At 39.9% G+C, this 14398-nt stretch carries 12 protein-coding genes; 5 read left to right on the top strand and 7 right to left on the bottom strand.

Annotated elements, in window-relative coordinates; translation table 11 throughout:
* Positions 1-5: 5 nt before the first annotated feature.
* Both HRT55_RS05135 and HRT55_RS05130 read right to left on the bottom strand, forming a co-directional pair.
* The gene (locus HRT55_RS05135; RefSeq protein WP_291619401.1) at positions 6-1028 is read right to left on the bottom strand and encodes an ABC transporter substrate-binding protein; all 1023 of its coding nucleotides are present in this window, start codon (positions 1026-1028) and stop codon (positions 6-8) included.
* Positions 1029-1198: 170 nt separating this feature from the next.
* Complete coding sequence (locus HRT55_RS05130; RefSeq protein ID WP_291619400.1) at positions 1199-2182, bottom strand: hypothetical protein; 984 nt, start codon at positions 2180-2182, stop codon at positions 1199-1201.
* A gap of 173 nt (positions 2183-2355) precedes the next feature.
* Between HRT55_RS05130 and HRT55_RS05125 the strand changes: the two genes are divergently transcribed.
* Entirely contained in the window at positions 2356-2829 is a 474-nt protein-coding gene (locus tag HRT55_RS05125; protein ID WP_291619399.1) for a hypothetical protein, read from the top strand.
* 208 nt (positions 2830-3037) lie between these two features.
* Positions 3038-3586, top strand: coding sequence for a nucleotidyltransferase family protein (locus tag HRT55_RS05120; protein ID WP_291619398.1), 549 nt, complete (start codon positions 3038-3040; stop codon positions 3584-3586).
* A gap of 49 nt (positions 3587-3635) precedes the next feature.
* Here HRT55_RS05120 and HRT55_RS05115 read toward each other — a convergent pair whose 3' ends face one another.
* Positions 3636-4025, bottom strand: a complete 390-nt coding sequence (locus HRT55_RS05115) for a Cd(II)/Pb(II)-responsive transcriptional regulator (protein WP_291619397.1) — start codon at positions 4023-4025, stop codon at positions 3636-3638.
* Between the two features lie 213 nt (positions 4026-4238).
* Here HRT55_RS05115 and HRT55_RS05110 point away from each other — a divergent pair, with 213 nt between their 5' ends.
* From HRT55_RS05110 to HRT55_RS05100, 3 genes are read left to right on the top strand one after another with little or no spacing between them, the layout of a single operon-like run.
* Positions 4239-5681, top strand: a complete 1443-nt coding sequence (locus HRT55_RS05110) for a TolC family protein (protein ID WP_291619396.1) — start codon at positions 4239-4241, stop codon at positions 5679-5681.
* 4 nt (positions 5682-5685) lie between these two features.
* Positions 5686-6744 carry an efflux RND transporter periplasmic adaptor subunit gene (locus HRT55_RS05105; protein ID WP_291619395.1) on the top strand — a complete coding sequence of 353 codons (1059 nt, stop codon included), beginning with the start codon at positions 5686-5688 and terminating at the stop codon, positions 6742-6744.
* A 12-nt stretch (positions 6745-6756) separates the two neighbouring features.
* Positions 6757-9891, top strand: coding sequence for a CusA/CzcA family heavy metal efflux RND transporter (locus HRT55_RS05100; protein WP_291619394.1), 3135 nt, complete (start codon positions 6757-6759; stop codon positions 9889-9891).
* 130 nt (positions 9892-10021) lie between these two features.
* On the opposite strand, the gene HRT55_RS05095 is transcribed toward HRT55_RS05100, so the two are convergent.
* From HRT55_RS05095 to HRT55_RS05080, 4 genes are all read right to left on the bottom strand, one after another.
* Positions 10022-10903 (bottom strand): TIGR01777 family oxidoreductase, encoded by an 882-nt coding sequence (locus tag HRT55_RS05095; protein ID WP_291619392.1) that lies wholly within the window; start codon positions 10901-10903, stop codon positions 10022-10024.
* A gap of 191 nt (positions 10904-11094) precedes the next feature.
* On the bottom strand, positions 11095-11448 hold the full coding sequence (locus HRT55_RS05090; protein WP_291619391.1) for a YdbL family protein: 354 nt from the start codon (positions 11446-11448) through the stop codon (positions 11095-11097).
* Between the two features lie 8 nt (positions 11449-11456).
* Entirely contained in the window at positions 11457-11639 is a 183-nt protein-coding gene (locus tag HRT55_RS05085; protein WP_291610680.1) for a YnbE family lipoprotein, read from the bottom strand.
* Between the two features lie 9 nt (positions 11640-11648).
* Complete coding sequence (locus tag HRT55_RS05080) at positions 11649-14300, bottom strand: YdbH domain-containing protein (RefSeq protein ID WP_291619389.1); 2652 nt, start codon at positions 14298-14300, stop codon at positions 11649-11651.
* Between the last annotated feature and the right edge of the window lie 98 nt (positions 14301-14398).

Raw genomic sequence — 14398 nt, 5'->3', positions numbered from 1 at the left:
TTTAGCTAATTAACTTGTTCAACCATTTGCTGCATCAAACTATAAGAGAGTTGACTATAGGGGGGTACAAATAAATCAGCACTAAACAGGTTTGGGTAGTCATCTAATAATCCCCGGCTCTCAAGGTTAACCGCTGCAGGTAACATAGAAAGTTCATCGACTATTCTTTGCTGAACTTTTTTATTAATAAAATAATTAGCAACTATTTCTGCAGCCTCTAATTTTTCATCTTTTAAACCACGAACAAAATTAATGGTATCAAGCCAAGCCATATGACCTTCTTCAAAATCAATTAACTGCCACTTAGCTCCTTTATCATTTTGACTCTTTATCTCTGGTCCCCAGCTAGAGACTATTTCAAGATCTTCGCTAAACTTAGTGGAACTTTGCCAAAACCCTCCGGCATTATTATAGAGTTTTTTGAATTTACTGAGCACAACCCCATGTTCTGAAAGTAATTCCTTTAATTTACTACGATTATTTTTTTGTGCTAACTGCTCTAAGTAAAAGGGATGAAAGTCTAAGGCTTGCAGTGTTAAGCCAACGTTATACCAAAACTGTCCTTGATTTAATGAAAACTTATTGCGCCACTTACTACTCCATAAATCTTTTACCGATCTCGGTATGTCCTGTTGTTTAACCTTATTAGCATTGACAAAAAATCCATAAACACCTCCCCCCCAAGGAATATATAGTGGTTTACCTTGCTGCATTCCCATTGATATTTGAGTGAGTTCTGGATCTAGGTGTTTGTAGTTACTTAATCGAGGCGAGTTAATATTTATCGGTTGTAACAGTCGAGAAATCTGTTCACCATGCATTTTAATAAAGAAGAGTGTTAGAAAGGTAATATCACATTGTTGATTGCGGATCACAGAAAACATTTGATCGGCATCTTCAGCTTTAGTGGTAATGACTTCAACTTGATAGTTATAACCCTTATTTAATAATAGCTGATTTACTTGCGCTATATTTTCAGCGGTTACATAGCCTGCCCAAGTAAAAATCCTAAGTTTTTCAACTGCCAATAATTGCCAAGGTAGAAGTATAAGAATACTAAATAAGAATAATTTTCTCAGCACAGCTAGGTCTCTCATTTAACAGTTATTAATTCAGTATAGAATGCTCTTTAATTAAAGTTAGATATTTAGCAGATAAAGCCACTGTAGCTAAAGTGACTTCGCCCTATTTAGCTTGATTATTTATTGTTAACACTGGGCAACTGCCATTGCTCAAAAAGGCCATCACTATTATTCGTTACAATTTTATCTTGCCCTGAATAAGCAACGCTGAGCACAGAAGCTCTTCCTTTTGTTGCTTCAGATTTCCACTCAGCAACTAATGCTCCATCAACTACTCGCCAAAGTTTAATCACCTGTTTAGGAGAACCGGTTAAAAGCAGCGAATTATCACTCGAGAATATTGAATCATTAAACTCAAAAAATCGTAAGTTGGTATCTAATTCTGCTAATACCTTTCCCGTTGATAAATCCCAAAAAGTACGGTCTTTTATCGCATCAAGGGTAAAACCAACCTTACCATCACTACTTATACTGACATGATTAACTCTCGAGCCATGAGAGAACTCATGCACATTTTCCCCTGAGCTTGTGTGCCATACCCGTGCTTTCTTATCACTTGACCCGGTGAAGGCCATTTCACCATCATCGGACAAGCTTACCGAATTAATATCCAATCTATGTTTATCAAAACTAGTGACTTCATTTCGTTGAACATCAATGATGCTGGCTTTTCCGCTGCGAAAACCTAATAATATTTTATTGCCATTAGCAGAGATATCCATATCATTAATGATATTTCCTGCCACTCCCCACTCGCCCAGTGGTTTATGACCCTGCACCGAATATAAACGCACTGTTACTTGATTAGAGACTAAATAAAACTGATTATCTTCACTAATATCAAGCAATTCCATAAACTGTGCTTCATTGCCTTTTAAGCAGTGCAATGGTGATTCCACTTGGGTATTTTTCCATAAACAAACGGTTTTACCATCTGCAACCAAGTTTAACTGGCCATCTTTAGACAATACCGAAGCTGTGATTATATTATCACTATGACTTAACGCTAATGTTGATTTAGCGGTGTGAACTTCTTGTTGGCTACAGCCGAAAAGAGTTAATGCGCTTAGTGCACTTATTAGCGTGACAACTTTTACCATTGAAAATATTCCTTTAAAATTTTGCGATAAGCTAGTTAATTACAGTAACTATAAACGATTATGCCCTTAGCCTAAAATACAAAAGCTAGATAAATGACCTCACAAGTCAAGAACTAGGTAACTGAGATCTTACGATGTATACTCACAAGCTATTGGTCAAAAAGGAAGTCACCATGGCAAGTATAAGCGCTCAAACCACACTCTTATCGCAAAACACTGCAACAACCGTCACAAGCTCCCCTATTGCTACTACATCGCAAGAAACAATCGCTACTACTCCTGAAAAAAATAAGCAGTTACAAGCAGATGAAGTAGTGTTGTCCGCTGAGGCTAAAGCCAAATCGGCGGAAGCCGAAGAAAAAGAAGGTAAAGACAAAAAAAGCATAGATGCCAGCAGCTTAAATGGTGTCATGACGGCTGAAGAAGTTGCAGCAGCCAACACAGCCAGTGAAAATGACTTAGATAAAGAAATTCGTGAATTATCAATGGAGATTCTTGAACTAAGTGTAAAAATTCAAATGCTACAAGATAAAGAAGATAAAGAGTCAGTAAAAGAACGACAAAAACTTGAAGTGGACTTGGCTATGAAAAAAGGTCAACTTGAAGCAGCTATGGATAGAAAGTTACAATTGGCAGCAGTGAGCTGATAGTTTTCAGCAAGTGATCTCATTATCGAATATCCTCAGTTTTTGCTAAAGATATACTGGCTTCTGTCTTGCCATACTGAACTAATGAAAACAGCAAAGGTTGCCACTTGATAGAAAAGTCTCCAAGAGTGCATCCTAGTAGAAAAAGACTCATATGATCCGTAAGATGAGCTATAAACCTTTAAAATAAGACCTTTCGTATAACTTAATGAATAAACGCACTCTACTAATTTATCAGCTAGTGACTAAAGATGCTCTGCGCCGGCAAACATTAGAATGTTTACGTGTACTTGATTTATCTGATGGCTATATTGCCGCCGGCTTTGTCAGGAACTTAGTCTGGGATCATTTACATAACAAACTAATACCGACACCATTAAACGATGTTGATGTTATTTATTTTGACTTAGATGAAACAAATACCGATAAATATAAAGACTACCAACAAACGCTCAAGATAATGATGCCAGAGGTTAATTGGCAAGTAAGAAATCAAGCCTTAATGCATAGCCAAAATGGCGACTTGCCTTATAAAAATAGCTTGGACGCCATGGGTTATTGGCCAGAGAAAGAAACAGCGGTGGCGATACGTAAATTAGCTTCAGGTGAATTGGAATGTATTGCTGCATTTGGCTTTGAATCACTATTTAACCTACAACTGACTCATAACCCCAAACGAGAAAAAGCTGTATTTACTCAACGTGTCAAAGCCAAAGGATGGCTTAAGCAATGGCCCAAATTAACTATTACTCAGTAACCTAATAAATAGTTAATAAAAGGCCAGTAGTTGGGTTTTTCCTGCTGACTTATTCTTGCTGCAGGTTCTTCAATATCTGACAATCACCGACCTTATCATTAGGGCACGATGTGGCTAAAGCATGCAAGGTTTGTTCTAGCAAGGTCAATTCTGCAATAGTTTTTCTTACCTTATCTAACTGCTGATCAATCAAAGCATCAACTTCCTGACACGATGACTTTTGATCCACTTGCACGGCTATCAAAGTCTTAATTTGCTCTAGCGGAATTTGTAATTCCCGGCAGCGTCTTATAAACACCAAACGTTCAATATCGCTGGCACTGTATTCTCTATAGCCATTGTCATTTCTATAAGCCTCAGGCAGTAAACCTATATCTTCATAATAACGAATGGTTTTACTGACGACATTGGTTGTTTTAGCAAGTTGACTTATTTTCATAAAAATTTCATACCTGTATTGATAACAGTTGACCTTACAGTGACTGGAAGGTTTATTATGCCGCCATTATAACGATAAGCCTTAGTTGGTGTTAGCTGTAAATATCAGCAAATTGTAACTATCGGGCAAATAAATAGTCGTTATTTAACCGTTAACTTAGCTAAGTAACTCACCTACCTAAGTGAGCAAATTTAGTAAATATTAGGAATATCAATGTTATCGTATTATTACCGCTCGTTAATACACCATCATAATGGATGGCAAACAACTAGCTTGTTAACTTATCCACTAACCTACCTAGTTATTGGCGTAGCTGTATTGCTACTTAGCCCTAACGCAAGAGCACAGGGCAATAATCCTGCTACTGATAAGCCAACAACTTTAACTTTAGCCACAGCAATTAAGCGTACTTTAGCTGAAAACCCAGCCTTTAAAGTATTCACCCTGCGCCAAGCAGCCCTTGATGGCCAACAACAAACGCAAGCGCTAGCACCTGGTTATCAGTTAGGATTTGAAGCAGAAAACTTTGCCGGCACAGGTCAGTTAAAAGGCTTTGATGGTGCTGAGTTTACCGTGTCTTTATCATCTGTTATTGAAATGGGTGGTAAACGCGATGCACGTCGAGACTTGGGTACCCATAGAAGTGCCATGTTAGCTGCTGAACGGAAAATTACCGCCTTAACGCTATTAGCTGAAGTTACTCGTCGCTATATTGATGTACTGGCCGGCCAAGAAAGTTTGCAGTTGGCCTTTGACGCAACAAGTTTGGCAGAAGAGACTTTATTGGCCGTTGAAAAGCGCGCCAAAGCGGGATCGACGCCAAAAGCCGAAATAAAACGTGCCCTAGCCGCCGTTGGTAATGCTCGCTTAAATGCTTCATCAAAGCAGCAGCAATTAGTAGCTGCGAAAATGTCCTTAGCCTTACTTTGGAATGAAAGCTGGAATGAAAACTCGAATGACAGCTCTCCGACATTTAATACCGTTGCCGGAAATCTCTATCACTTTTCACAAGACGTCTCTTTTGATCGACTTTATGCCAAGATAAAACAAAATCCTGCCATCCTCAGCTTTGCCAGTGAAGAGCGACTTAAAAGTGCGCAATTACGCTTAGCCAAAAGCCAATCAAGTACCGATATTCAGTGGACGCTTGGGGTAAAACAACTACAAGATGTTGGTGATACCGCCCTTGTTGCGGGTTTTAGTATCCCGTTATTTAGCTCAAGCAATAATTCAGGCGCTATTATTTCAGCGCAAGCAGAGCGAGATGAAGTACAAGCAAGAAAAATCACCGCTATGTTGCAGTTGCATAACCAATTGCAACAAGCCTATTCAAGTCGAAAACAAGCTATTTACAACGCAAATAGCTTGAGAAATACCATTATTCCACTACTTGAAGAAGCGCTAGCTGAGACACAAGTTGCCTATCAGCGCGGCTTATATAGTTACCTTGATTATTTAAACGCTAGGCAAGAGTTATTACTCGCTAGACGCGCGTTAATTAAATCGGCAACAGCCGCTTTGCGTTTTGGCGCCGACATTGAACAATTGATAGCAGAGCCGCTACCGGCGTCGCAACATTTTCAGCAACAAGCCTCATATGAAAATATTTCACCGATAAACTTTTCACCGATCAACAAGCGTTTCACCCAAGGATAATTTAATGAAAAATCATTTTTTAACTAGCAGCCAGAAGACATGCCTATTACTGGGTACTGTGATGGCTACCTTATTATTTACCCTGCCATATTCTCTAACAAGTTATGCGACTTCCCATACAGATAAGCCTGTAGATAGTCATGTCGATAAAAAAGTAGCTGAACACTCTAATGATCACGGTGATCCTCTCTCTATTTTAAATAGCGACGAACATAACGATGAACATGGTGAAACTCATACCGATGAGCACGGCGAAGAAGGACAGATAGAAATGACAGCCGAAATGATGAAAACCGTCGGTATTACTACTTTAACGGCAAGCTCAGGTGAGATAAAACAGCGATTGACCTTATATGGCACGTCGACGACTGAGCCAAGTGCGATTAGTCATGTTCGAGCACGCTTTGCTGGAGTAATCACCAAGCTCAGCGTCAATGTCGGCGATAAGGTAAAAAAGGGTCAGCTTATTGCTGAAATAGAATCCAATAATAGCCTAACGCGTTATAGCGTTTACGCTGCTATTTCCGGTGTTATCACTCAGCGTAATGCTAACCCCGGTGAATTAGCCAATGAACAAGTATTAGTCACTATTGGGGATCACCAAAAGTTATGGCTGGAGTTACAAGTATTTGCCACGCAACAGCCTAAAGTGGCCATCGGCCAAGCTGTGCGTATTACTAGAGAGCAGCAATTTACCGACTCTGTTATCAGCCAACTTTTACCTAGCCCAAAAGATAGCCCCTTTATTATCGCCAGAGTGCCATTGGATAATAGCCAAGGTACTTGGTCTGCCGGTAGTCTGCTTTCAGGCTCTGTCGTTATTAACAAAAAATCAGTACCGCTAATTATTGATAATCGTGCCGTGCAAGTGATGGCTGGTAAAGCAGTGATATTCGTTAAAAATGAACATGGTTTTGCAGTACGCGAAGTGATGTTAGGACTTAGCGATAGTCAATTTTCACAAGTATTGTCTGGTTTAAATCAGGGCGAAGTCTACGGCGTTAATAATAGCTATTTACTCAAAGCCGATCTGGAGAAATCCAGTGCTGAACATCACCACTAGGGGCACGGAATTATGATTGAATCACTTTTACGCTTCTCCATAGCCAAACGCTGGCTAATTATTTCATTAACCTTAGTTTTAATGGCCGTTGGTTCTTGGAGTTATCAAAAGCTGCCTATTGATGCCGTACCAGATATTACCAATGTGCAAGTACAAATTAATACCCGTGCCGATGGTTATTCACCCTTAGAAACTGAACAACGCATCACTTACCCGGTTGAAACTGCTTTAACGGGATTGCCAAACTTATCCTATACCCGTTCCCTATCACGCTACGGTTTATCACAAGTGACCGTGGTTTTTGAAGAGGGGACAGATTTATATTTCGCCCGCAGTTTAATCAACGAACGACTTAATGCTATCAAGGGTAAACTACCCGCAGGTCTATCGCCAGAAATGGGGCCAGTTTCTACCGGTCTAGGCGAAATTTTCATGTATACCCTTGATGCTGACCCCGATGCTAGGCAAGCCAATGGCAAGCCTTATGATGCTACGGCTCTTCGGGAAATACAGGATTGGATCATCAAACCACAACTCGCCTTGGTAAAAGGTGTAACCGAAGTAAACACTATCGGCGGTTTTGATAAGCAATATCACATAACTCCATTCCCAAGAAAAATGCTCGAATTTGGTATTTCTTTTGCCGATATACAGATGGCATTAGCGGCCAATAATAGTAATCGTGGTGCTGGTTATATTGAAAGTAATGGTCAACAGCTGACGGTGAGATCGCCGGGACAATTGAAAACCATTGCCGATATTGAACAGGTAGTTATCAAAAACATTAATAATACGCCGATTAAAGTCAGTGATATTAGCGATGTTGCTATAGGCAAAGCGTTACGTACCGGTGCTGCTACTCACAGTGGTAAAGAAACCGTGCTCGGCGCAGCCATGATGTTAGTGGGTGAAAATGCCCGTGAAGTATCACTAGCTGTCGCTGAAAAGCTTGCCCAAGTACAAAGCTCTTTACCCCAAGGTATTAAGCTAACCGCCGTTTATGATAGAACCACTTTAGTTGATAAGGCCATTGCCACCGTACAAAAGAACCTAGTTGAAGGTGCTTTATTGGTGATAGTGGTGTTATTGCTATTACTGGGTAATGTTAGAGCCGCGTTAATTACCGCCGCGGTGATCCCGTTAACCATGCTCGCAACGATAACAGGCATGGTACAAGCGGGCGTCTCAGCAAACTTAATGAGTTTAGGGGCATTAGATTTTGGTCTAATCGTCGATGGTGCGGTTATTATTGTCGAAAACGCCACCCGCCGTCTAGCCGAGGCACAGCGTCATAACGGCGCAAGATTGGCACTTAAAGATAGGCTACATGTAGTTTTTCAAGCTACTAATGAAGTGATCAGACCGAGCTTATTCGGCGTAATTATTATTACTGTGGTTTATATCCCGCTGTTTTCATTAACAGGCGTAGAAGGAAAAATGTTCCAACCTATGGCGGCGACTGTCGTTATTGCCCTGTTATCGGCATTGGTACTTTCGGTTACTCTAGTACCGGCGGCTATTGCCTTATTTATGACAGGTGATATTAGCGATAAAGAAAGTCTGGTAATAAAAGTCAGTAAATCACTCTATAAACCTATGTTAGTGATGGCGATGAAAGTTCGCTGGTTAGTACTTTCACTGGCCACATTACTGGTAATATTTTGTGCTTGGCTAGCAACAACCTTAGGCTCTGAGTTCATCCCGCAACTTAACGAAGAAGATATTTTATTACAGGCTATTCGCATCCCAGGTACGGGTATAGAGCAAGCGGTTGAAATGCAAAAGTTACTTGAGCAAAGCGTTATTCAATTTCCACAAGTACTCAATGTATTTTCAAAAATAGGTACACCGGAAATTGCCAATGATCCTATGCCACCTAACGTTGCCGATACCTTTATTATGTTAAAACCACGCAGCGAATGGCCAGATGCTAATTTAACTCATGCTGAATTAGCCGCTGACATTATGGCTAAAGTATCGAAACTACCTGGTAATAACTTTGAATTAACCCAACCGATAGAAATGCGCTTTAACGAGTTGATTTCAGGGGTTCGAGCGGATTTAGGCATAAAGGTCATTGGTGATGATCTTCAACAATTATTAACCTCAGCCAACGCCATCCGTGAAGTGCTTGAAAAAGTTGACGGTGCTAGTGATATTCAAGTTGAACAAGTCACTGGCTTGCCCATGTTATCAATAGTGCCAAAACGAATTGCCCTAGCCCGCTATGGTTTAACGGTAGCTGAGTTACAAGACATTGTGGCTACCGCTATCGGTGGTGAAAATGCAGGGCTAATTTTTGAAGGTGACCGACGTTTTAATATCGTGGTTAGATTACCTGAAGAAATTAGACGTGATGTTAATAAGTTAAGTGAATTACCTATTTCTTTAGCTAGTGGTGGTTATGTGCCGTTGTCAGAGGTAGCGACATTGGATATTGCGCCAGCACCTAATCAAATCAGTCGAGAAAATGGCAAAAGACGCATAGTGGTCACCGCTAATGTTCGTGGTAAAGATCTTGGCAGTTTTGTTAACGAAGTCAAAGCAAAGATCAGCAGCGAAGTTGAAATCCCTGCCGGTTATTGGCTAGAGTACGGCGGCACCTTTGAACAACTTGAGTCTGCCAGCAAACGTTTATCGATTGTTTTACCACTAACGTTAACACTGATTTTTGCACTGTTAATCATGGCGTTTAGTTCAGTAAAAGATGCGGCAATTATTTTCACTGGTATCCCATTAGCACTTACCGGTGGCGTGATTTCATTATGGTTACGCGATATGCCACTGTCTATTTCTGCTGGTGTTGGCTTTATTGCCCTGTCAGGTGTCGCGGTATTAAATGGCTTAGTGATGCTGGCTTTTATCAGGGAGCTTTGTAAAGAACGCACCGAGTTAATTACTGCCATTATCGATGGCGCTATGATCAGACTGAGACCGGTATTGATGACGGCATTAGTAGCAGGTTTAGGTTTTGTGCCTATGGCACTAAACGTTGGCACTGGCGCTGAAGTTCAGCGCCCGCTGGCTACGGTAGTTATTGGCGGCATTATTTCATCAACACTGCTAACGCTGTTGGTCTTACCGCTGCTGTATCGCATTGTCCATGAGCGCAGTTTTACTAAAGCTAAGCTAATCGAAACTAAATGAAGTTCAGTTCAGTTCAGTTAAGTTCAGTAATTTGCTACTGAGCTTTCAGCCACTCAACTATTTCCGTTCGTAAAGAGCATGGCAATAGTTGAGTGGTAAGTGCTGAGTGGTAATTTTCAGGTAATAGTCGCTAAAGTAAATCCCCAAGGGTTTGTTCGAGATTACTGTGATTAAAATCAAATTCATGATTGAGCAGCTTTTGTGGGTATATATTTTGACTACTCAGTAATAGCTCCGCCCCTTGTCCCATCAGCATATTTAATATAAATTCAGGCACACTAAACCAAGTGGCTCGATGAAGCTGTTTACCTAGACTTTTAGTAAACTCCTCATTAGTTAGTGCTTGTGGCGAAGTACAATTAATAGCGCCCTCAATGCTTGGGGTCAAGATGATAAACTGAATAGCATGCACCATATCTTCTATATGTATCCAAGACATATACTGCTGACCATGACCAAGTTTTCCACCTAAACCTAACGTAAATGGCCAGCGCATTTTTGTCAGCGCGCCGCCATCATTGGCTAAAACCACACCAGTTCGTAATAACACCACTCGACAATGTTCACTAGCTTTTAGGGCTATATCCTCCCACTTTTTACATAAAGAATGAGCAAAATCTTCTTGTTTAACTTGGGCATCTTCATGGGTTGAAACATTGCCCGTTTCACCATAATAACCTATGGCAGAGCCGCTAATTAAACAGGTCGGCTTGAATTTAGAACGCTCAATCATGGCAGTAACTTGTTCGGTTATTTGCCAACGACTTTGGCATATCTTTTCTTTTTGCATAACTGTCCAGCGCTTATCAACGATAGGCTCACCGGCAAGGTTGATTATCACCTCAAAATTATTTTGTTCTGGCAGCTCTTCAATAAAATCAACCCCTTCAGGTAAGACTTTTTTCGCTCGTCGGCAATTACGGGTTAATACGGTGAATTGATATGGCTGCTGAAATGATTTGATAAAGTGTCGGCCAATTAAGCCCGTGCCACCGGTTATTAAAATATTCATCTAGCCTCCTATACGTTCAGCACTTTGTTAGTGCATTAATAATAGTAGTAAACAGCAGAAAGTTTTATAAACCTAGGAGCAGGTATTTCGCCAAAGAAATTAAAACAATTAGCGGGGATTGATAAACAAGCACAAAAAAGCCGTTGTACTTAACAAGTACAACGGCTTTATTTATCACACTTACTGAAATATTATTTTTTAACCCACTGACCGGCATAATTTTTAATTAAATGCCCTGATTGGGTTTTCGAAATAGATTTCTCTCCGGCTAACTTAGTGACTTGCTGCATAGTAATTTTATTTTTACGCGCTAAGTTCAAATAAATATCTTTACGCTTTTTATTTACCATTGCAACTAGGCTGCTTACTTCAGAGCTGGCAACAACCACACCTAAATAGCCATTAGGCATTTCACCAACAAGGCCTTGCTGTTTAGCTTGATCAAGTGATATTGCCCATGCCGAAAAAGCCATACTAGAGGCAAGCAACACTAGGCTTACTTTCCTAATTGAGTGCTTGATTGTCTGCTTCATTAATTTGTTCATAACTGCTCCTAAAAAATATCGCTGTCGTCACTGAAAATATCATCGAGTTCTTTATCTACCTTTACCCGAATTTCATGATCAATCTTGAGGTTTAAATTAATGGTGATGGGCTCTTTAGCACTCACTTCAATCTTGTGAGTACAGGCTGTAAATAAAAAAACAGCTAGCAGAGGTGCCAGTATTTTATCCATAAATGTTCCTTAGTTCTTTTTTTGTAGACCTTTGATAACTTTGCTCTCAAAGTGCTCGGTGATATTGAATGACTCTAGCAAACCTAATAAGTCATAGCTAAGATTTAAATTTAAATTTACTTCATTGTCTAAATCGGGGTTTCGACCTTTAATTTCAGTAACGAGCAACATATAGCCATCATCAGCCATTGAAACTTCCGAGGTTAAATGATGATAGTGCAAGTTTTCTAGGGCACTAAAGGCTAATTTCAATTCAGTACTGCTGGCCTTTAACTCCTCTACCGCTGGGTTATTAAAAACCTGAATAAGGCCATCACTGACATTGTATAAACTGCCCTCTTTCACCAGTAAGTGCTGGCCATCATAATAAATGGGCAACAGCCCTGAAACCTTACCCGTAACGACAATACCTTGCTTTTTATCTAACTCTAGTAATTTTTCTAAATCTATTTCAGTTAGTTTAACATTCATAGCTGAATCTTTACTGAACGGCCATTGCACCTGAACAATGTCGAAATACCCACCCAACAAGTTTCCGTGAATATCTTTGGCAACAACTGTGATGTTACCTTGAGAAAAATCAATTAGGGTTCTCGTCGATAAACCGATTATCGGCGTGGCGGTTTCTACCTTAGCAATAGTCAGGTTAGGTACCGCTTTAGTATTACCTTTAACATCTGCCACTAGCGACTTTAACTGACCATTTTGTAAGATAAATTTCTGCTGCCAATTAAGCCCTTGTAGCCAAGTACCATCAATTTCACCCGTGACATTTTGCACCGATAAAGTTAATTTTATGGGGTTAGCTATTAGATCTTTATTATTTTTTAGCTGCGTAGAGATGTGGTAACTAAGAGTGCCATCAATAAGCTGTAACTCAACCGGTGGTTTTAGCTTTAATGCTAATAAATCGGTGAGTAAAATATCATTCGCTGACACTTCTAGCTCTGGATGAAGTATGTCTCCAGTTAATTTTACCGAAGCTAAGGGTAACTGATCGACAATAACCTCGGTATTTATCGCTATATTATCAATACTGCCACTAAGTCTGCTATTTAACTCTAGAGCATTAACTTGCATGACTTTTGCAATGTTTAACTCTTTTAGCTGGTTGTTAATTTCTAACTCAAAAGTCACACCGCTATTATTACCGCCTTGACTTTGACGGCTACTTTTAGCAATAGCCACAGTGCCCTGCCAATGACTAATTAATGATTTTGCCCTTAGTTGCGAGTTGGCTGGTGATTTGGCTTTCGCTTTAGATTTTTCTTGTTGGAGCTGATTTGTCGGTAGACTTAGTTGAGATATTTCAATTGCCGTTTTGTTGCCAATTTTAAGCTGCCAAACATCACTCTGCTGCTCAATTTCACCAACCAGCTTTAGCTTTACTGGTTGCTCACTATAAGATTGTAATTGGCCAACCTTTACATGCCCTACTAGTGCAAATTTTGTTTTATGTAAATTAATAGTAGGTGTAGCTTCATTAGTATAATTAAGAGCTATGTCATTGAGTGACAGCGTTACTGGTTGAGCTAAGTTGCTACCGGCTAGTGTAACGCCATCGCTGATGATACTTTGCTGGTTAAAGTCTATTTTTATCGAGCCTAAAGGCACAATAGTTACCCTATTCATTGTATTGTCTGCGAACAGTGTTTTTAGTTGTTTATCGTTCACTTGCGCAGATAAAAAATCTGTCAGCTTTTGCTGATCAACTATCAGCTTAACGGCACTGTCATTAGCAAAATCAATGTGTAAGTGTTCACCCGCTAAGCTGAGCTGCCAAGCTAATGTTGCATCTAGCTCCATAGCTCCAGTCTGTGCAAAGCCTTGCTTAGTTCGAACAGATAAATTACTTAAAATATTTTTCATGTTCAAGGTTTGCTTATGCCAATCAATTTGGCTACTAAATGCCCCTTTAACGGACCAACCTTTATTATCGGCATTCACTAATTGAGCGACGACTGCTGACGGTAATGCCGATTGATGAAGCTTTAGAAATTGTCTTAACTTGGTTAAATCAGTACTGATATTAGCCGTAAAGTCTGCTCCCGTTCGAGCTAAATCCAGCGACAATAGCTGTGCTTGTTTAGGATTAGTTAGTGATAAAGAGATTGTCTCGGTATTGGCTGATAACTTACCTTTATAACTTTTTCTTGCCTCATCAGCACCAATATCTGAACCAACAATAAAAGGCTGGTAACTAAAAGTGTCAATATTTATAGCAACAGGCACAGTATAATCAGCAATGCCCTGCATGAACTGCCTTATACTCTTGGGTAACTCATTAAGCTGTGTTGGTGATTGAGTTGTACTTGATGTTAATGCAATTTCCGCTTTAGCGCGCACATCAACCGAGGTGATTTTTATCGCCGAAATTGCCTCTACGACTTTATCTACCGTTAAGTAGCTAGGCTCAAACTGCCACTCTATAAGAATACCAAGCAGCTCTATATCAGCATAAGGTGAATCAATGCATAACTTAGCAATTACCAGATCAAAGTCTGCATTAACGGTAAAATCGATACAGCTTATTGCGCTGTTATATTGCGTTAAATAATCATTTACCAAAGAAGTAACCACTGAGCTACGGGCATAAAATACTGAGCTAAGGGTAATAACAATGACCAATAAAATGGCTAAAGTAACTTTGAAAAAACGCAATTAAAATCCCTTACCATCAAATATGAATGTGATAGCTATACAGCCATGGCATGACTCTAGTATCCTTTTATCGAGTATATCAGAAAGTCATTGTAACT

Origin of the sequence: Colwellia sp., assembly GCF_013214175.1 — a bacterium.
Classification (GTDB): Bacteria; Pseudomonadota; Gammaproteobacteria; order Enterobacterales; family Alteromonadaceae; genus Colwellia.
The sequence above is the reverse complement of the archived record's forward strand: the minus strand, read 5'-3'. Positions and strand labels throughout refer to the sequence as shown.